Genomic DNA, 19177 nt, shown 5'->3' on the forward strand with positions numbered 1-19177 from the left:
AGGGCCTAATAGCCCAGTGATTCTGCTGTCAAATAACAAAAAACCCCGAAATTCGGGGCTTTATGCAACTGGACCCTGTTTGCCGCAAAGCGGCTTCGGTACAACTTTCTGACAAGTATTTTTTTCAAATTGAAATCGAAAGTATCTGAGGTCTACCGAATACAACATTTGAAAAAAAACACTTTAGGAAAGTGGTTGCGGGGGCCGGATTTGAACCGACGACCTTCGGGTTATGAGCCCGACGAGCTACCAGGCTGCTCCACCCCGCGTCCGAAAACGTGGCAAATATTACGTTGATAACGACAAAAAAGCAAGTTATCTGACTGATTTGGTACCGAGGACGGGACTTGAACCCGTAAGCCCAATCGGGCACTACCACCTCAAGGTAGCGTGTCTACCAATTCCACCACCCCGGCACTGATTCAACTGGTTGTTTTTACTATTTAAGTCGTCACAACCATTTTAAAACTTTTTTCTATCGTTACTACTTACTGCTGGCAAAACATTACTGCGGGATATCACTACTTGGCTTAGCTGGTGCTACTGGAGCTGTAGTCTGCTCAGTTTTTGCAGGCGTACCCAAGTTTTCCCACTCGCTGCCTGTATGGCCCTGGTTGGTGCTCATATTGCCCAGAATCAAGCTAATGACGAAGAACAGCGTCGCCAATAAAGCCGTCATGCGAGTCATAAAGTTACCGGAACCATTCGAACCGAACAGAGTTGCAGACGCACCTGCTCCGAATGAGGCTCCCATATCCGCGCCTTTACCTTGCTGCAACATGATCAGAGCAACTAGCCCAATCGAAATCAGCAAGAAAAATACCAGAAGAGCTTCGTACATAGTTGTACCTGTATCCTTGCGGATTCACCGCATGCCAAATGCTTTTCACCCATCAGCGGGGACTTATTCACCCACTTAAGCGGGTGTGAATACTAACCAAAGCGCATAGTACACGCAAGGGCAATTTCACAACACGAGTTCATTTGCAGAAAAAAGCGTCAAGTTATTCAACTTCAGCGCAATTTATGGGGGAAAGAGTCACACCTCCCCCATAAAAACACCATTAACCTGCCGCTTTCACCGCATCTGCGATCCGGTTTGCCATTTCAGCAATCAATGATTCTTCAGCATCACCTTCAACCATCACGCGGATTAATGGTTCGGTACCTGATTTACGCAACAGAACGCGGCCACGATCACCCAATTCTTTTTCAACCTGGCGAGTCACTTCTTCAACTGCCTCAGATTTAAGAGGATTGTGTTCACCAGAGAAACGTACGTTCACCAGGATTTGTGGCAATAGCTTCATGCCACTGCATAAATCATGCAGGCTCATGTGATTACGTACCATAGCAGTAAGCACTTGCAAACCAGCAACAATGCCGTCACCGGTGGTAGTTTTATCCAGTAAAATTACATGACCTGAGTTTTCAGCACCAATGCGCCAGCCTTTCTCTTGCATGGCTTCCAGTACGTAGCGGTCACCCACTTTGGCACGAACAAACGGAATACCCAGTTCTTTTAGAGCCAGCTGTAAACCCATGTTACTCATTAGCGTACCAACCGCACCGCCTTTCAGTTGACCCTGACGCAAGCCTTCGCGCGCGATGATATACAAAATCTGGTCGCCATCAACCTTGTTGCCCAGATGGTCAACCATCATCAAGCGGTCACCATCACCGTCAAATGCCAGGCCAACATGTGCATCTTCAGCCAGCACACGCGCTTGCAGCAAGCGAACATCCGTGGCACCACATTCTTCATTGATATTCATGCCATCAGGTTCACAGCCGATGGTGATAACATTTGCCCCGAGTTCACGTAATACACTTGGGGCGATGTGATAGGTGGCACCATTGGCGCAATCGACCACAATTTTTAACTCTTTCAGGCTAAGTTCGCTCGGGAATGTGCCTTTACAGAACTCAATGTAGCGCCCGGCCGCATCCACGATACGGTTAGCTTTACCCAATTCGGCAGATTCAACGCAGGTTAATGGTTTTTCCATTTCTGCTTCAATGGCCTCCTCCACATCATCAGGCAGTTTGGTGCCATCAATTGAGAAGAATTTAATGCCATTATCTTCGAAAGGGTTATGGGACGCTGAAATAACAATACCCGCTTCAGCGCGGAAAGTTCGGGTCAGATAAGCAACAGCAGGGGTCGGCATCGGGCCGGTAAATGATGCCGATAGCCCAGCGGCTGCCAAGCCGGCTTCCAGCGCCGATTCCAGCATGTAGCCAGAAATACGCGTATCTTTACCGATGATAATTTTACGAGAACCATGTCGAGCCAGAACCTTACCGGCAGCCCAGCCGAGCTTTAATACAAAATCAGGCGTAATCGGACTCTCACCCACTTTGCCGCGAATGCCATCTGTACCAAAGTATTTACGGTTACTCATAATTTTTATTTATCCCTTCGCTGAAAGTGTTGCCTCGACGATACGCATCGCCTCGACAGTTTCTTTGACATCATGCACTCGGACAATCTGTGCGCCTTGCATAGCGGCAATGACAGCACAAGCGACACTCCCGATGACCCGCTGTTGTGGCGGAACATGTAATAGCTGACCCACCATCGATTTTCGCGACATTCCCACTAACAATGGCAACCCAAAATGATGCAGTTCAGCCAGTCGCGCCAATAACTGGTAATTATGCGCCAAATTTTTGCCGAAACCGAAGCCTGGGTCGAGTAACAATTTACTTTTTGCGATACCGGCCGCAACACAGCGAGCAATATGGTATTCAAAGAACTGGTTTACATCAGCCAGTAAATCATCGTAATGCGGTGACTGCTGCATACTTTGCGGTTGCCCCTGCATATGCATCAGGCACACCGGCAGACCGGTTTTTGCCGCAGCGTCGAGCGCACCTGGCTCTTGTAATGAGCGGATATCATTAATCAGATGGGCACCAGCTTGAGCAGATTCAGTGATAACCGCCGCTTTAGAGGTATCTACAGATAACCAAGTATCAAAGCGCTTGGCTAATGCCTCGACAACTGGCACTACCCGATCAAGCTCCTCCTGCTCACTCACTTGGGCAGCGCCAGGGCGGGTGGACTCGCCACCAATATCAATCAGCGTAGCACCTGCTGATAACATCAATTGGGCATGCTGTAATGCTTTATCAATATTATTGTGATGTCCACCATCCGAAAACGAATCCGGGGTGACATTCAAGATACCCATAACGTGTGGGAGAGAGAGATCCAGAACCCGATCTCTGGCAGTTAAATGCATGTCATCGCACCTTAAAAGTGGCAGTTCACGTCAATTTTATATCTTAGAAAAAGAAAAACCCCAGGCAAGCCCGAGGTTTATATTAATCACAACGCTTTATACTCGGTATACTTCAAGCTGCATGTGCGTTAGCTGCTCTCTCTCACCCGAATCATTGACTGGCGTCAACTCATCGGGATTCATTCACTTGCCGCCTTCCTGCAACTCGAATTATTTAGAGTATAGATGCCAACAGTTGACTTACTTATCGCCCAACTGTTCTGACATGGTATTTGAATTGCCTGGCGTTGGTACATTTGGCTCATCAACCGGCGTTGGTGCCTTTGGTGTGCTGTCATTGTCAGATGATTTATTCTTGGTCGCATCATCCCAGCCCGCTGGCGGGCGAACTTCTTTGCGATTCATCAAATCATCAATCTGCGGTGCATCAATCGTTTCATACTTCATCAAAGCATCTTTCATGGTATGCAGAACATCCATATTTTCCATCAGCAATGTACGTGCACGCTGATAGTTACGCTCGACAAGTAACTTAACTTCCTGATCGATAATACGCGCAGTTTCATCAGACATATGCTTGGCTTTTGCCACAGAACGGCCAAGGAATACCTCGCCTTCTTCTTCAGCATACAGCAACGGCCCCAGTTTTTCGGAGAAGCCCCACTGCGTCACCATGTTACGCGCGATAGACGTGGCAACTTTGATATCATTCGATGCACCGGTAGAGACTTTTTCCGGCCCGTAAATGATCTCTTCAGCAAGACGACCACCGTATAAGGTAGAGATCTGGCTTTCCAGTTTCTGACGGCTAGCGCTGATAGCATCACCTTCCGGCAGGAAGAATGTTACACCCAACGCACGACCACGGGGAATAATGGTCACTTTATGTACTGGGTCATGTTCAGGTACCAGACGACCGATGATCGCATGGCCTGCTTCATGATAAGCCGTTGATTCTTTTTGTGCTTCTGTCATTACCATGGAGCGACGTTCCGCACCCATCATAATTTTATCTTTCGCTTTCTCAAACTCAGCCATCGAAACAACACGCTTGTTACCACGAGCAGCAAACAACGCGGCTTCGTTGACCAGGTTAGCCAGGTCAGCACCAGAGAAGCCTGGTGTACCACGTGCAATAACTGAAGCATCGATATCGGTATCTAATGGCACGCGGCGCATATGAACTTTAAGAATCTGTTCACGACCACGGACATCAGGTAAACCAACCACAACCTGACGGTCAAAACGACCTGGACGCAGTAACGCCGGGTCAAGAACGTCTGGACGGTTAGTTGCTGCGATGACGATGATGCCTTCATTGCCTTCAAAGCCATCCATTTCAACCAGCATTTGGTTCAGTGTCTGTTCACGTTCGTCATGACCACCACCCAAACCAGCGCCACGTTGACGGCCTACCGCATCGATTTCATCGATAAAGATGATACAAGGTGCGGCTTTTTTAGCCTGCTCAAACATGTCACGGACACGGGATGCACCCACACCAACGAACATTTCTACGAAGTCAGAACCAGAAATAGTGAAGAATGGCACTTTAGCTTCACCTGCAATGGCTTTCGCCAGCAAGGTTTTACCTGTCCCTGGAGGACCAACCATCAATACGCCTTTCGGAATCTTACCGCCCAGTTTCTGGAAGCGGCTTGGCTCACGCAGATAGTCAACCAATTCACTGACTTCTTCTTTTGCTTCGTCGCAACCGGCCACATCAGCAAAAGAGGTTTTTATTTGATCTTCTGTCAGCATGCGGGCTTTGCTCTTGCCAAAGGACATCGCCCCTTTGCCGCCGCCACCTTGCATTTGACGCATAAAGAAGATCCAGACCCCAATCAACAACAACATTGGGAACCAGGAAATAAAGATAGAGGCCAGCAAGCTCGGCTCTTCCGGTGGCTCACCAACAACTTTCACATTTTTAGTCAATAAGGTATCTAACAGCTTTGGATCGTTGACCGGAATGAAAGTCGTATATTTGCTGTTATCTTTCTTACTGACGTTAATTTCACGCCCATTAATACGCGCTTCACGAACCTGTTCTTGGGTTACGTCGGACATGAAAGTAGAGTAATCCACTTTACGGCCATTCGATTCGCTGGGTCCAAAGCTCTGGAATACAGACATCAGTACGACTGCAATAACTAACCAGAGAATTAGGTTTTTCGCCATGTCACTCAAGGGATTAACCTCATATTACAACTGTGTTAACAAACAGCGTTAGGGTACTACAGTTTCCGCCCTGTCGCTACAATGTACACTTCACGCGATCGCGCACGAGAAGCGTCTGGCTTACGAATCTTAACTTTCGTAAACAGGGAGCGAATTTCCCGTAGGTATTCATCAAAGCCATCTCCCTGAAACACCTTCACCAGGAAACTTCCGCCTGGCGCAAGTACATCACGACACATATCTAAAGCTAATTCAACCAGATACATTGATTTAGGTATATCGACTGCCGGAGTACCACTCATATTCGGGGCCATATCACACATGACCACCTGAACTTTTTTATCCCCAACACGCTCAAGTAAAGCTTTCAGGACTAGTTCATCACGAAAATCGCCCTGAAGGAAATCGACACCAACGATAGGATCCATTGGTAGAAGATCACATGCGATGACCCGCCCTTTACCGCCTATTTGGGTTACTGCATATTGGGACCAACCGCCGGGTGCAGCGCCTAAATCGACTACTGTCATACCGGGTTTAAAAAGTTTATCGTTCTGTTGTATTTCATCAAGTTTAAACCAGGCGCGAGAGCGTAGCCCCTTTTTCTGTGCCTGAATTACATATTTATCGCTAAAGTGTTCTTGTAACCAGCGACTAGAGCTAGCCGAACGCTTTTTATTAGACATCTCTTTTTCCAACTATCTTAATTAAGAGCCCGCGCATCTGTTGCTTAGCTCGCGTAAACTCCCCATCGACGTAGACCGATTTGGTGATACACATGAGATGGCGGTAGAATGAACCGTTTTCAATCCCAACTTAAGCAAAAAAGACGATGAATCTGAATAACAAACAAAAACAGCACCTGAAAAGCCTGGCCCATCCATTAAAGCCAGTAGTCATGCTGGGCAATAACGGGTTAACCGAAGGGGTGCTGGCTGAAATCGAACAAACGCTGGAACATCATGAACTTATTAAGGTGAAGATCACTGCTGAAGAGCGTGAAACCAAAGCCCTAATTGCTGATGCCATCGTGCGTGAGACCGGTGCCGTTAACGTCCAAATCATCGGTAATATTTTAGTGCTCTATCGCCCAGCGAAAGAGCGGAAAATTATTTTACCGCGTTAATGACGCTTGTTTTAGAGAAAAGGTGCCATGCACTTTGTTCTGATAAAAGGCCGCAAGCGGCCTTTTACTTTTCTTTACAACTTCATTTTTGAGAAATAACGCGTAATAGCTGCTCAGATGGACAAGTATTACACATAATCCACGCTAAGAATTTCATATTCTACTTCGCCGCCTGGAGTTCGAATAACAACGACGTCATCAACTTCCTTACCAATCAGGCCACGAGCGATAGGTGAGTTAACCGAAATAAGATTTTGTTTAAAATCCGCTTCATCATCACCCACAATCCGGTATTGCTGCTCTTCTTCGCTATCCACATTTAATACACGAACCGTGGCACCAAAAATAACGCGGCCATTATTAGGCATTCTGGTGATATCAATCACCTGCGCATTAGAGAGTTTTGCTTCTATTTCTTGAATCCGGCCTTCACAGAACCCTTGTTGCTCGCGGGCTGCATGATATTCCGCATTTTCTTTCAAGTCACCGTGTTCGCGGGCAGTGGCGATATCAGCAATAATTTTAGGGCGACGAACGCCTTTTAAAAAATCCAGCTCTTCACGCAGTTTCTCTGCGCCATTTACCGTCATCGGAATCTGTTTCATCTTTTAAATACCTCTAAATCTATCCTGTTCAAAAAACCGTCATCCTAACGTTTTCGAATGAAAATGCGGCTAGTTTGATAGCCTACCCGCCTCCAGGCGATAAACAAAAAAAATCACCCCGGAGCCAAAACCCCAAGTCAGGATCAATTCTGCATTTTGATATGCATTTTAACGTAGAGTTCCTTTAGGGTCATCGTTTACTTTCGCCCTCGTTGCACCGTAGTATGGCAACACGTTATTCAGCAGTTATACCGAAATTATGCATTTTTCACGAATTGTCAGTGGATTGGCCTGTGCTATTGCGATCAATATCAGCATATCTAACGCCAATGCGGCTCAGGTCGAAAATTACACACAGTATCTGCCTGATGGGGCAAATCTTGCGTTAGTAGTACAAAAAATCGGGGCTACGACTCCAGCAATAGACTATCACGCTCAGCAGATGGCCTTACCCGCCAGTACGCAAAAAGTCCTGACCGCATTGGCCGCTTTGCTACAGCTTGGACCTGATTTTCGCTTCAATACCACACTAGAAAGTCACGGCCCGATCACCGACGGTGTGTTGCGCGGCAATTTAATTGCACGTTTTGACGGTGACCCCACTTTAACACGCCAGCAGTTGCGTAATATGGTGGCTACGCTAAGAAAAGCCGGTGTAAAACAAGTTGCAGGTGATTTGATCATTGATACGTCGGTTTTTGCCAGCCACGACAAAGCACCCGGTTGGCCGTGGAACGATATGACACAATGTTTTAGTGCCCCACCTGCGGCGGCCATTGTCGATCGTAACTGTTTTTCAGTCTCACTATACAGCGCGCCTAATCCGGGCGACATGGCATTTATCCGAGTTGCATCCTATTATCCGGTGCAGATGTTCAGTGAAGTACGTACTTTAGCTAAAGGTTCACCAGATGCGCAATATTGCGAGTTAGATGTCGTTCCAGGCGAATTAAACCGATTCACGCTTACCGGATGCCTGACACAACGCAGTGAACCGCTGCCTCTGGCCTTTGCAGTACAAAATGGTGCCAGCTATGCCGGTGCCATCTTGAAAGATGAACTAAAAAAAGCGGATATTCAGATTGACGGCAGCCTACGCCGGCAGACGACCCCCAATGCCGCTGGCACCGTGCTAGCCCAAGCACAGTCAGCACCGTTACATGACTTACTGAAAATCATGTTGAAAAAGTCTGACAACATGATTGCCGATACCGTGTTCAGGACCATTGGTCATCAGCGATTTGGTGTACCGGGCACATGGCGCGCTGGTGCCGATGCGGTACGTCAGGTTCTGCGCCAGAAGGCCGGTGTGGATCTGGGGAACAGTATTGTCGTGGATGGGTCGGGTTTGTCACGTCATAATCTCATTTCGCCGGCAACCATGATGCAAGCTTTGCAATATATAGCTCAACATGATCAAGAACTTAATTTTATCTCAATGCTGCCATTATCGGGCTATGACGGTACATTACGTTATCGTGGTGGCCTGCATGAAGCGGGTGTTGATGGCAAAGTTTCGGCCAAAACCGGGGCACTACAAGGCGTATACAATCTGGCCGGATTTATTACTACCGCCAGTGGGCAACGCATGGCATTTGTCCAATTCTTGTCGGGTTACGCCGTACCACCTGAAGATCAAAAAAATCGTCGGGCACCTTTGGTTCGCTTCGAAAGCCGCCTGTATAAAGACATCTATCAGAATAATTAAAAATTATGAAACTACTGATTGTTGAAGATGATGAACTGCTGCAACGCGGGATAGCTATGGCCCTGACCAATCAGGGCTATGCCTGTGACTGTGCCGGTACCGCAGCCGAAGCGCACAGTTTATTACACACCAGTCAGTACAGCATGGTAATCCTCGATCTCGGCCTGCCGGATCAAGATGGTGCCGTGTTGTTGCGTCAATGGCGGCGCCAGCATGTCACCTTACCGGTACTTATCCTCACCGCCCGTGATGCACTGGAAGATCGGGTTGACGGGCTGGATGCCGGTGCTGACGATTACCTTATCAAACCTTTCGCGTTAGCCGAGTTACTGGCACGCGTTCGCGCATTGATTCGTCGTTATCAGGGGCAAAGTGACAATTTGGTGCAACAAGATGACCTGAGCCTTAACTTATCAACACAGCAAGTCTGTTTGCAGGATCAGCCGCTGGAAATCACACCCAAAGAGTTTGCGATCCTCTCGCGCTTAATTATGCGGGCCGGCCAAACCGTTAACCGTGAGTTATTACAGCAGGATCTGTATACCTGGAATGATGATCTCGGCTCCAACACGCTAGAAGTGCATATCCATAATCTTCGCCGCAAATTAGGCAAAGATCGTATTCGTACCGTAAGGGGTATTGGCTATCGTCTGGAGGCACAATCATGATCAGTATGCGACGCCGTCTGATTTTAATGCTGGCGTTAATATTATTGGTTACCCAGTTGATCAGTGCCTTTTGGTTATGGCATGAAAGTCAGGAACAAATCAGCTTCCTGGTTGATGAAACCCTTAGCGCACAAGCGCGTAATGAGCGGGTTGATACGGAAATAGCGGAAGCTATTGCATCACTGCTTGCGCCGTCGCTCATCATGATGGCCATCACCCTTTTGCTCTCTTTCTGGGCGATCAGTTGGATTATTCGTCCACTTGATCAATTGCAAAAAAAGCTGGCTGAACGTTCAGCCGATAATCTCACCCCAGTGATTGTTAAGAGCGATATGCAAGAAATCGTCTCTGTAACATCGACACTTAACCAGTTGTTATTCCGGCTCTCTAATACTATTGCGCAAGAACGCCTGTTCACTGCCGATGCCGCACATGAGTTACGCACACCTCTGGCCGGGATTCGTCTGCACCTTGAGTTGATGGAACAACAAGGGATCACTGAAAGTAAATCATTGATTAGTCGCATCGACTTATTGATGCATACTATTGAACAGTTACTGACACTATCCAGAGCAGGCCAAAATTTTGCTAGTGGCCTATATCAATCTCTTGATTGGACTGAAAATGTGGTGCAGCCACTGCAAGATGAATTACAGGAAATGTGTGATCTTCGGCAACAAACTATCCAGTGGGAATTCCCGCCTTATGCCAAGACAGAAGGTGACGCCACGCTGCTGCGCCTGATGTTGCGAAATCTAGTTGAAAATGCCCATCGTTATAGCCCGGTTGGTAGCCAGATTTCAGTCAAACTCGTTACTGAAAACTTGGGTGCCATTCTGCAAGTGATGGATGAAGGGCCGGGAATAAAACCAGAACAGGCGGGTGAATTGACTCAAGCGTTTCGTCGTATGGATCAACGCTATGGCGGCAGTGGGTTAGGGCTAAATATCGTGATCCGTATTGTGCAACTGCACCAAGGCAGGTTAACACTGGAGAACCGCCCAGACCGTTCAGGACTGCAGGCGCAATGCTGGATACCTGCCGTCACCCATGGCACGGCGTTACCTCCATTTAGCTAGTGTCGCCCATTAGGTGTTCAAATAAAAGGGCCGCCACAGGTGAAGTGGCAGCCCTCATTTATACTCATAACAACGTTATGACTCACAACAACCGGAAATTTAACGTTCGTAGATAAACTCTACGCCGTCATCATCTTCCTCATCCCAATCGTCGTCATCTTCTTCTACCGCTGCCGCTTCCACTTCAGCCAGTTGTTCACGGTGATAATCATCCCACATGAATTCAACTTTTTCTGGTGCACTTTCTGCAATGGCCATAGCTTTAGGTTGGGTGTTGAGGAATTTCATGACATCCCAGCACAGCGCGTTTACATTGTCGCGATTTGCTGCGGAAATCATGTAGTACTTATCTTCCCATCCCAGCGCTTCTACAATGGCTTTAGCGCGAACCTCAGCTTCTTCTGTACCTATCAGGTCAATCTTATTGAAAACAAGCCAGCGTGGCTTCTCTGCAAGATTTTCGCTGTATTGCTGTAACTCATTAACGATGACTTTGGCATTCTCAATCGGATCTGATTCATCGATCGGAGCCAGATCAACCAAGTGCAACAGTACACGACAACGTTCCAGATGCTTCAGGAAGCGAATACCCAGACCAGCACCGTCTGATGCGCCTTCGATCAAACCGGGAATATCGGCAACCACAAAGCTCTGCTCATGATCCATTCGTACAACACCCAGACTTGGGATCAATGTCGTAAATGGATAATCGGCTACTTTTGGTTTAGCCGCAGAGACCGCACGAATAAAGGTGGATTTACCCGCGTTTGGCAAACCTAACATCCCCACATCAGCCAGCAGCAACAACTCAAGCATCAATTCACGTGTTTCGCCTTCAGTACCCATGGTTTTCTGGCGTGGCGCACGGTTTACCGATGATTTGAATCGAGTGTTCCCTAACCCATGGAACCCCCCTTTCGCGACCATCAGAACCTGACCATGGCGGGTCATATCACCCACAATCTCACCCGTTCCCTGATCCAGTACGCGGGTACCAACCGGGACTTTAATGGTGATATCTTTACCACGTTTGCCGGTACAGTCACGGCTCTGGCCATTCTGCCCACGTTCAGCACGGAAAGACTTCACAAAACGGTAATCAATCAGCGTGTTAAGGTTTTCATCGGCCAGCAGGTAAATATCGCCGCCATCACCACCATCACCACCATCAGGGCCACCATTAGGGATATATTTTTCGCGGCGGAAGCTGACACAACCGTTACCACCGTCACCGGCTACAACCAAAATCGTAGCTTCATCAACAAACTTCATTTACTTTCTCCGTAAATCATTCACCGGGCCGCTGCTTTTGCGGAGCAACCAGGTTTATTTCTGTCCGACGTGGCCACCAACGATGTCCAATTGCGGAAAACATTGCACCGGCCACTACCACGAATGCGCCTGCGTATCCCACAAGATTGAGGGACGGTGCGGCAAACATTTCTGGCCAGGCCAGCGCCAATAGAATTGAAAAAAACAAGGTAAACAACGGTGTCAATGTGACAAGTGCGCTTACCTGAGCTGCCTGCCAGCGCGCCATGGCCTCAGCCAAAGCACCGTAACCCACTAGGGTATTAACCCCACAAAATAGTAAACAGGCAAACTGCCACCCATTTAGCTGAAAAATAACGGCTGGTTTCGCCATTGGGAATAATGCAATTGCACATAAAGTGTACAACAATAATAGAATTTGTTGCGATGCCATACGCCTTAATAGCACCTTCTGGGCGACACCATAGCTGACCCAAACAACCGCTGCACAGACTCCCAATGCCACGCCAAGCGTATAATCAGTCAAACGGGTAAAGATTTCATGCAGACTGGTATTAAAAAATAACAACAAGCCACAAATCAGCATACCCGCACCAATAACCTGGGTAATGCGCATCCGCTCTTTTAAAATCAGCACACTGGCAACCATCATACCGACTGGTGATAATTGCCCGATAACCTGGGATGCCGTCGGACTTAGATATTGTAATGATGAACTGAAGAAGATGAAATTCCCCAGTAGGCCACACGTCGCAACTATCAGTAATACCAGCCAGCGACGTTGGCGAAAAAGTTTAAGCGAGGGTAGCTGACGACGCGAAGCCAGAATAATCCCCAAGCCGATAGCCGCCATCGTGAAGCGATACCAAACAATGGTAAAAGGCTCCATCACCTCAAGCACTTGCTTCATTGCGATCGGCAAGGCACCCCAGAATACGGCAGTGGTTAGTGCCAAAAAAATACCTAAACCAGCCTGCTGCTTCGTATCCATTTTTTACCGAAGGGGTTAACCCTGAAATGTAAAAAGCCCCGCAACGAAATTGCAGGGCTTACATCTATTTACAGGACGCGAAAAACTTATACAGCTTCGATGCTGATAAATTTACGGTTTTTCGGGCCTTTAACTTCGAACTTGACTTTACCGTCAGCCAAAGCAAACAGAGTATGGTCTTTACCGCAACCTACGTTGGTGCCTGCATGGAACTTAGTTCCACGTTGACGAACGATGATGCTGCCTGCCAGAACTGCTTCGCCGCCAAAACGTTTTACGCCAAGACGTTTACTTTCGGAGTCACGACCGTTACGAGTCGAGCCACCAGCCTTTTTATGTGCCATTTATCCGCTCTCCTAAATCTTAAGCGCTGATACCGGTGATTTTAACATCAGTGAACCACTGACGATGACCTTGCTGCTTACGGTAATGCTTACGACGACGGAATTTAACAATCTTAATCTTCTCGCCACGACCGTGAGCAATTACTTCAGCCTTGATCTTGCCACCATCGACTAAAGGAGCGCCGATATTGATTTCTTCACCGTTAGCAATCATCAGAACTTGGTCAAACTCAACAGTTTCACCAGTTGCGATGTCCAGCTTTTCCAGGCGAATGGTTTGACCTTCGCTTACTCGGTGTTGTTTACCACCACTTTGGAAAACCGCGTACATATAAAACTCCGCTTTCCGTGCACTCCACTTTTGTAGTCCAGAGCGCACTATAAATATTCACAATAGGGCGCGAATTCTACGCAAAAATGTAGTGAATGACAAGTATATAATCAGCCCGAGCGAAGAAAAAAAGCACAGTTTCTTACATCATGTTTATTTGATGGATTTTTCAAGTACAATCATAGTCTCAGGGAACGTCATGTAATAATGTGGGCGGTAATCTCATCGCAGTTAAAGAGAAAAACAGCTGAATATAACAATGAACCTAGAAAAGATTATCGAGTTAACCGCGCCGGATATGGCGGCAGTAAACACAACAATTCTCGACCAGTTGAACTCTGATGTTGTTCTCATCAATCAATTGGGCCATTACATTATCAGTGGTGGCGGGAAACGAATTCGCCCTATGATCGCCGTTTTGGTGGCCCGTGCGTTGCACTACCAGGGCAGTAAGCATATCACCGTCGCGGCATTGATTGAATTTATCCACACAGCGACCTTGCTGCATGATGATGTGGTCGATGAATCTGATATGCGCCGTGGTAAAGCGACGGCTAATGCGGCATTTGGTAATGCCGCCAGTGTATTGGTGGGCGACTATATCTATACGCGCTCATTCCAGATGATGACCGGCCTCGAATCACTGCGCGTTCTTACTTTGATGTCAGAAGCCACAAACGTTATTGCTGAAGGTGAAGTCTTACAGTTAATGAACTGTAATAACCCAGACATCACTGAAGAAAACTATATGCAGGTTATTTACAGCAAAACGGCTCGCTTGTTTGAGGCAGCTTCACAATCTGCGGCCGTGCTGGCGGATGCCACTGAAACGCAGGAGTTGGCGTTACAGAATTATGGCCGTTATCTGGGTACTGCATTCCAGCTAATTGATGACCTGCTCGATTACAGCTCTGATGGCACCACTTTGGGTAAGAATACCGGTGACGACCTCAATGAAGGTAAACCTACATTGCCCCTACTGCATGCCATGCGTAATGGCACCGTGGAACAAGCAGCCATGATTCGACAAGCAATTGAACAAGGCAATGGCCGCCATTTACTCGAACCCGTATTGGCTGCAATGCAGCAGTGTGGCTCACTTGACTATACCCGTCGGCGTGCAGAGGAAGAGGCCGACAAAGCCATTGCTGCGTTACAGATTCTCCCTGAAAGTGAATACCGCCTGGCTCTTGAGGGTTTAGCGCACATTGCAGTACAACGCGCCTTTTGAGAAAGCATTAAGAAACCCGTGCTTTACCGCCCGGGTTTATCTTTTCTGCTATTAATCCAAACGTTTCATCAGTGTTCCTACCCCTTCCCGCAGCAAAAATGCAATAGCTCGCGAGCGCTCAGCATCAGTGAGTTGATTGTAAGCTTCAATCCATATAGCCAATGGGTCATTGCGCTGCACAACATATTCCGGGGGGGTTTCTTTCAAGCGTAAAACACACAGTACATCAGATGGTAGCCCCTCGATAGCGTATTCTACCGCCTTTCCCTGCACCCCAAGTTTACGTCTGCGTTCCCAACCTTCCTTTCTGGCTCGACCATTAACCCCTGCAGGCGTGTTAGGCAATCCGCCAATACCAATAAGCTCAGCAGCGGTAATCCATTGTTTTTTCATATCAATTCTCTATCAATGAGCTGCTGTAGCAATTTCCTGGCACAAAGTGCACATCTGGCGGGCTTAATCGATTCTCAATTGCTCGATCAGGCTTTTAGCTCCTTCACGAAAAATAAAGGTAATAATCTGCTCCCGTTCAGCCTCCGTAAAACGATAGTAAGCCTCTATCCATAGGGCTAATGGGTCTTGCCGTGCTGGCGTATACTGTGCCGGCTCTTCTCTTAAATGTAATGAATTCAGTATGGTGGAAGGTAAACTTTCAACATGATACTCCACCGCCTTCCCTTGAACGCCACGACGACGGCGCTGTTCCCATCCCTCACGTTTCGCCATGAGGTTAATGCCTTGTGGTGATGAGGGTAATCCCTCAAGACCTGCCAGTTCCTTAGCGGCAAACCACTCTTTTTTCATGGTGTTGCTTCCTAATATGCGTTGTGACACAAAAAAGGAATATTTAGAAAACATTTAAAATCTTTTAGAAAATAAATGGTATGATCTTTCTAAATGGTCACTTTCTGTTCACAGTACGATTAACAATGTACTGTTATTTATATCACTAACACGTCAGCTGCTTAGAAAAAAAAAGGATTAAAGATGATTTTAAGGAAATCTGATTGGCACCCAGCAGACATTATTGCCGCACTACGTAAAAAAGGCACAACTTTAGCCGCCCTCTCTCGTGAGGCAGGGTTAAGTTCCTCGACTCTTGCCAATGCGTTAACTCGTCCTTGGCCAAAGGGGGAATGGTTGATTGCCGAATGTTTAGAGATTCATCCTTCCGAAATTTGGCCAACACGCTATTTTGATCCGAAAACAGGGGTTCTTCTTGACCGAAAAGTGAGGATACGGCCGGCTATTCTTCGGGCATAAAAAAACCGCCGATGCATAGCTTCGGCGGTTGATAATATTATCTCAGGGGCAGCTTTAAGCCCCTGCTACTACTTGTTATTGACGAACTGCTCGCCCAACTCAATATCTTTGTGCAATACATCAAGCATGCTTTCTAGCGCTTGCTGTTCAAACGCACTCAATTTGCCAATGTCTTTACGTTCAGCAACACCCTCTTTACCTAACAGGATTGGCTGAGCAAAGAAACGGGCATATTTACCGTCGCCTTCAACGTAAGAACATTCAACAACATTGCTTTCGCCTTGTAGAGCACGAACCAGAGAAAGACCAAAACGTGCCGCAGCCTGCCCCATAGATAGAGTCGCTGACCCGCCACCGGCTTTTGCTTCAACAACTTCAGTACCCGCATTCTGGATACGTTTAGTCAGGTCAGCCACTTCTTGCTCGGTAAAGCTAATGCCTGGAATTTGTGACAACAATGGCAAAATGGTAACACCAGAGTGGCCACCGATAACCGGCACTTCGATATCTTGAGGTTGCTTACCTTTCAGTTCAGCAACAAAGGTATTAGAGCGAATGGTATCCAGTGTCGTAATGCCAAATAATTTATTCTTGTCGTAAACACCGGCTTTTTTCAGTACTTCTGCGGCGATCGCTACTGTCGTGTTAACTGGGTTGGTAATGATACCGATTAATGCTTTCGGGCAAGTACGCGCGATTTGCTCAACCAGATTACGGACGATGCCAGCATTAACATTGAACAGATCTGAACGATCCATGCCCGGTTTACGTGCAACACCCGCAGAAATCAGAACAATATCGGCCCCTTTAAGGGCTGGGGTAGCATCTTCGCCGCTGAAGCCTTTAATATTAACAGCGGTCGGGATATGGCTCAGGTCAACCGCAACACCGGGAGTCACTGGCGCGATATCATATAATGAGAGGTCTGAACCTGAAGGAAGCTGGGTCTTGAGTAGAAGAGCGAGGGCCTGGCCGATACCACCAGCGGCACCGAGAACTGCAACTTTCATCCTATACTCCTTTTTATATTTAATTTAAATTTGCCGTGAATTCATCTATTTAGGCACCTTAATTTATTGTGATTTTAAACACAATCTATTAACAGTCAGATTGAGATATCACGCATCAAAAAGGCGCATAAGACGTATGCATTTTAGAGTAAATCGCTTATTCATTAATGATATAGCGCACATTATTCTAAAATTTACTGAAGTATTCATGACAGGTTAATCGGCGGTTACATTACACCCTTCTGTTACATCAGAACAACATCATTTTAATAACATTTTAGTTACTCGCGCCGAATGTTGATAAAAACTGATTTAGCATAATCGTAACAGTAAGATGATGTGAAAATTTCACCACACCTTGATATCAGTGCTTTTATCGCCAATACTCCATAGTCATGTTGAATAAAAATTCATTTATATGCATAATAATCCTATTCACTATTGACTGATCAAGGCATAGAAAATGCGTAATCCCGCAAAACAAGAAGATCTTATCAAAGCGTTTAAAGCGTTATTGAAAGAAGAGAAATTCAGTTCTCAAGGTGAGATCGTTTTGGCCTTGCAGGAAGAAGGCTTCGAAAATATCAACCAATCCAAAGTTTCACGTATGCTAACCAAATTCGGTGCGGTTAGAACGCGTAATGCCAAAATGGAGATGGTTTACTGCTTACCCGCAGAATTGGGGGTGCCAACAACCAGTAGCCCACTAAAAAATCTGGTCTTGGATGTCGATTATAATGATTCAGTCGTTGTGATTAATACCAGCCCTGGTGCGGCACAACTGATCGCCCGCCTGCTGGATTCATTAGGTAAGGCTGAAGGGATCTTAGGCAGTATTGCTGGTGACGATACCATTTTCACAACGCCTGCCAGAGGTTTTACGGTTAAACAACTGCATGAAGCCATTCTTGGGCTATTCGAACAAGAGCTTTAATTCCACATCTTTATGTCTGATGTATATAGATGCGGCCTTCTGCGCCGCACTGTATCCCTGTCACCGTTATCCGATTAATCATACCTTCATAGCCTTTAACCAGGGCATATAACTACTGATTTCGGTCTAAACCACAAAATAATTCTGCTTATCTCTCCCTTACAGTCAAACCTACCACTGACTAACGCACTTTTAGTCAAAAACGCTTATTCAATTGAAAACATTAAGTTTTTACTTGAACGTGCTGTTTTTTAATCACTTTTTATTCCTTTTAGTTCTTAAAAAGTAGTCACTAGCGATAAAGTGACCTTAAATATTATTAGCTTGCTATTAATATTCTCAGTTACTAGATGTATACTCATTTTCGTGACGTAAATCACACTTCATGCGAAGTGATAAAGAATAAATAGAGGCAATAACATGAATATTAAAACTACCATCGCAACTGCCAGCATTCTCTCTGCACTGTCATTTGGTGTTTTTGCAGCGGATTCTATCAATGAGAGTCAGGCTGAAAAATTACAACCAATGGGCACCATTACCGTCAGTGGCCTTAACGGCGCACCATCCGATATTCGTCAGGCGCTGTCTGATAAAGCTGATGCTATGGGCGCTAAAGCTTACAAAGTGATCGAAGTGCGAGAAGAAAATAACTGGCATGCCACTGCCAAGATTTACCAGTAATTCGCAATAGATAGATCAAAAATGGCGTGAAGCCCAAATCGAAAAAATTAAATAAACAGTAAAAACAATAAACTAAAAGTACCAGAATCATTAAAAGTACTTTTGGATTGTTGAATCTGATTAAGGAAAAATCATGAAAATCAAAACTACTCTGGCAGCCCTGAGTTTACTTTCTGTTGTTGCTTTCGGCGCATCTGCTGCGGAATCAATCAATGCCGCCCAAGCAAGCAAAATGACTGATTTAGGCGCAGTCAGTGTGAGCGCGATTACCGGTGCTCCTTCTGATATTGAGCAGGCCATCGCGAAAAAAGCTGATAGTGAAGGCGCTACGGCATACAAAATCATTGGTATGCATCAAGACAATGGTTGGCACGCCACAGCTAAGATTTACAAATAAGATTAAGCGCCAGCAGTGAAAGTAAATGCCCCGCTCAGAGGGGCATACTTTCGTACCTTGATAATTTATTCAATAGACTGAAAATAAAGATAAATACTAATTTTT

General features: G+C 46.4%; 22 protein-coding genes and 2 tRNA genes. 9 read left to right on the forward strand and 15 right to left on the reverse strand.

The genetic code is table 11. The features are described from left to right. Positions 1 to 192: 192 nt before the first annotated feature. The 7 genes from V1953_RS18770 to rlmE all read right to left on the reverse strand — a co-directional run bounded on the left by V1953_RS18770 (position 193) and on the right by rlmE (position 6115). Positions 193 to 269: transfer RNA gene (locus tag V1953_RS18770), tRNA-Met, on the reverse strand. A gap of 60 nt (positions 270 to 329) precedes the next feature. Then, positions 330 to 416: transfer RNA gene (locus V1953_RS18775), tRNA-Leu, on the reverse strand. Between the two features lie 89 nt (positions 417 to 505). Further along, a complete protein-coding gene (gene secG, locus V1953_RS18780; protein WP_005186467.1) occupies positions 506 to 841 on the reverse strand; it encodes a preprotein translocase subunit SecG in 336 nt (111 codons plus the stop codon). A gap of 223 nt (positions 842 to 1064) precedes the next feature. Beyond that, a complete protein-coding gene (gene glmM, locus V1953_RS18785; RefSeq protein WP_083160899.1) occupies positions 1065 to 2405 on the reverse strand; it encodes a phosphoglucosamine mutase in 1341 nt (446 codons plus the stop codon). A 9-nt stretch (positions 2406 to 2414) separates the two neighbouring features. Continuing rightward, a complete protein-coding gene (gene folP / locus V1953_RS18790; RefSeq protein ID WP_083160901.1) occupies positions 2415 to 3248 on the reverse strand; it encodes a dihydropteroate synthase in 834 nt (277 codons plus the stop codon). 240 nt (positions 3249 to 3488) lie between these two features. Beyond that, the gene (gene ftsH / locus V1953_RS18795; RefSeq protein WP_083160903.1) at positions 3489 to 5429 is read right to left on the reverse strand and encodes an ATP-dependent zinc metalloprotease FtsH; all 1941 of its coding nucleotides are present in this window, start codon (positions 5427 to 5429) and stop codon (positions 3489 to 3491) included. 56 nt (positions 5430 to 5485) lie between these two features. Then, a complete protein-coding gene (rlmE, locus tag V1953_RS18800; protein ID WP_083160905.1) occupies positions 5486 to 6115 on the reverse strand; it encodes a 23S rRNA (uridine(2552)-2'-O)-methyltransferase RlmE in 630 nt (209 codons plus the stop codon). Positions 6116 to 6261: 146 nt separating this feature from the next. On the opposite strand from rlmE, the gene yhbY reads away from it, so the two are divergent. Next, a complete protein-coding gene (gene yhbY / locus V1953_RS18805; protein ID WP_004389225.1) occupies positions 6262 to 6555 on the forward strand; it encodes a ribosome assembly RNA-binding protein YhbY in 294 nt (97 codons plus the stop codon). A 128-nt stretch (positions 6556 to 6683) separates the two neighbouring features. Here yhbY and greA read toward each other — a convergent pair whose 3' ends face one another. Continuing rightward, entirely contained in the window at positions 6684 to 7160 is a 477-nt protein-coding gene (greA, locus tag V1953_RS18810; protein ID WP_005186441.1) for a transcription elongation factor GreA, read from the reverse strand. A gap of 259 nt (positions 7161 to 7419) precedes the next feature. Here greA and dacB point away from each other — a divergent pair, with 259 nt between their 5' ends. From dacB to pmrB, 3 genes are read left to right on the forward strand one after another with little or no spacing between them, the layout of a single operon-like run. Continuing rightward, entirely contained in the window at positions 7420 to 8868 is a 1449-nt protein-coding gene (gene dacB / locus V1953_RS18815; RefSeq protein WP_083160907.1) for a serine-type D-Ala-D-Ala carboxypeptidase, read from the forward strand. A gap of 5 nt (positions 8869 to 8873) precedes the next feature. Further along, complete coding sequence (gene pmrA / locus V1953_RS18820; RefSeq protein WP_083160909.1) at positions 8874 to 9536, forward strand: two-component system response regulator PmrA; 663 nt, start codon at positions 8874 to 8876, stop codon at positions 9534 to 9536. Next, positions 9533 to 10615: a two-component system sensor histidine kinase PmrB gene (gene pmrB, locus V1953_RS18825; protein WP_083160911.1), complete on the forward strand. Its 1083-nt coding sequence runs from the start codon at positions 9533 to 9535 to the stop codon at positions 10613 to 10615. The genes pmrA and pmrB overlap by 4 nt, the downstream gene beginning before the upstream one ends. 99 nt (positions 10616 to 10714) lie before the next feature. Here pmrB and cgtA read toward each other — a convergent pair whose 3' ends face one another. The 4 genes from cgtA to rplU all read right to left on the reverse strand — a co-directional run bounded on the left by cgtA (position 10715) and on the right by rplU (position 13553). Next, positions 10715 to 11887, reverse strand: coding sequence for an Obg family GTPase CgtA (gene cgtA, locus V1953_RS18830; protein ID WP_083160913.1), 1173 nt, complete (start codon positions 11885 to 11887; stop codon positions 10715 to 10717). Positions 11888 to 11903: 16 nt separating this feature from the next. Beyond that, a complete protein-coding gene (locus V1953_RS18835) occupies positions 11904 to 12878 on the reverse strand; it encodes a DMT family transporter (protein WP_083160915.1) in 975 nt (324 codons plus the stop codon). Between the two features lie 86 nt (positions 12879 to 12964). Beyond that, entirely contained in the window at positions 12965 to 13222 is a 258-nt protein-coding gene (rpmA, locus tag V1953_RS18840; protein ID WP_083160917.1) for a 50S ribosomal protein L27, read from the reverse strand. Between the two features lie 19 nt (positions 13223 to 13241). After that, complete coding sequence (gene rplU, locus V1953_RS18845; RefSeq protein WP_005186422.1) at positions 13242 to 13553, reverse strand: 50S ribosomal protein L21; 312 nt, start codon at positions 13551 to 13553, stop codon at positions 13242 to 13244. 259 nt (positions 13554 to 13812) lie between these two features. Here rplU and ispB point away from each other — a divergent pair, with 259 nt between their 5' ends. Beyond that, positions 13813 to 14784: an octaprenyl diphosphate synthase gene (ispB, locus tag V1953_RS18850; protein ID WP_083160919.1), complete on the forward strand. Its 972-nt coding sequence runs from the start codon at positions 13813 to 13815 to the stop codon at positions 14782 to 14784. A 51-nt stretch (positions 14785 to 14835) separates the two neighbouring features. Here ispB and V1953_RS18855 read toward each other — a convergent pair whose 3' ends face one another. Next, on the reverse strand, positions 14836 to 15177 hold the full coding sequence (locus V1953_RS18855) for a DNA-binding protein (protein WP_372568582.1): 342 nt from the start codon (positions 15175 to 15177) through the stop codon (positions 14836 to 14838). A 63-nt stretch (positions 15178 to 15240) separates the two neighbouring features. Further along, positions 15241 to 15588 carry a DNA-binding protein gene (locus V1953_RS18860; protein ID WP_372568581.1) on the reverse strand — a complete coding sequence of 116 codons (348 nt, stop codon included), beginning with the start codon at positions 15586 to 15588 and terminating at the stop codon, positions 15241 to 15243. A gap of 183 nt (positions 15589 to 15771) precedes the next feature. Between V1953_RS18860 and V1953_RS18865 the strand changes: the two genes are divergently transcribed. Further along, positions 15772 to 16047: a helix-turn-helix domain-containing protein gene (locus V1953_RS18865; protein ID WP_083160925.1), complete on the forward strand. Its 276-nt coding sequence runs from the start codon at positions 15772 to 15774 to the stop codon at positions 16045 to 16047. A gap of 68 nt (positions 16048 to 16115) precedes the next feature. Here V1953_RS18865 and mdh read toward each other — a convergent pair whose 3' ends face one another. Further along, the gene (gene mdh, locus V1953_RS18870; protein ID WP_083160927.1) at positions 16116 to 17057 is read right to left on the reverse strand and encodes a malate dehydrogenase; all 942 of its coding nucleotides are present in this window, start codon (positions 17055 to 17057) and stop codon (positions 16116 to 16118) included. Positions 17058 to 17520: 463 nt separating this feature from the next. On the opposite strand from mdh, the gene argR reads away from it, so the two are divergent. The 3 genes from argR to V1953_RS18885 all read left to right on the forward strand — a co-directional run bounded on the left by argR (position 17521) and on the right by V1953_RS18885 (position 19072). After that, on the forward strand, positions 17521 to 17991 hold the full coding sequence (gene argR, locus V1953_RS18875) for a transcriptional regulator ArgR (RefSeq protein WP_004707043.1): 471 nt from the start codon (positions 17521 to 17523) through the stop codon (positions 17989 to 17991). Between the two features lie 420 nt (positions 17992 to 18411). Continuing rightward, positions 18412 to 18675: a peroxide/acid stress response protein YhcN gene (yhcN, locus tag V1953_RS18880; RefSeq protein WP_083160929.1), complete on the forward strand. Its 264-nt coding sequence runs from the start codon at positions 18412 to 18414 to the stop codon at positions 18673 to 18675. A gap of 133 nt (positions 18676 to 18808) precedes the next feature. Beyond that, entirely contained in the window at positions 18809 to 19072 is a 264-nt protein-coding gene (locus tag V1953_RS18885; protein WP_083160931.1) for a YdgH/BhsA/McbA-like domain containing protein, read from the forward strand. The last annotated feature ends 105 nt before the right edge of the window (positions 19073 to 19177 follow it).

The organism is Yersinia sp. 2541 StPb PI (genome assembly GCF_052217145.1).
GTDB lineage: Bacteria > Pseudomonadota > Gammaproteobacteria > Enterobacterales > Enterobacteriaceae > Yersinia > Yersinia enterocolitica_E.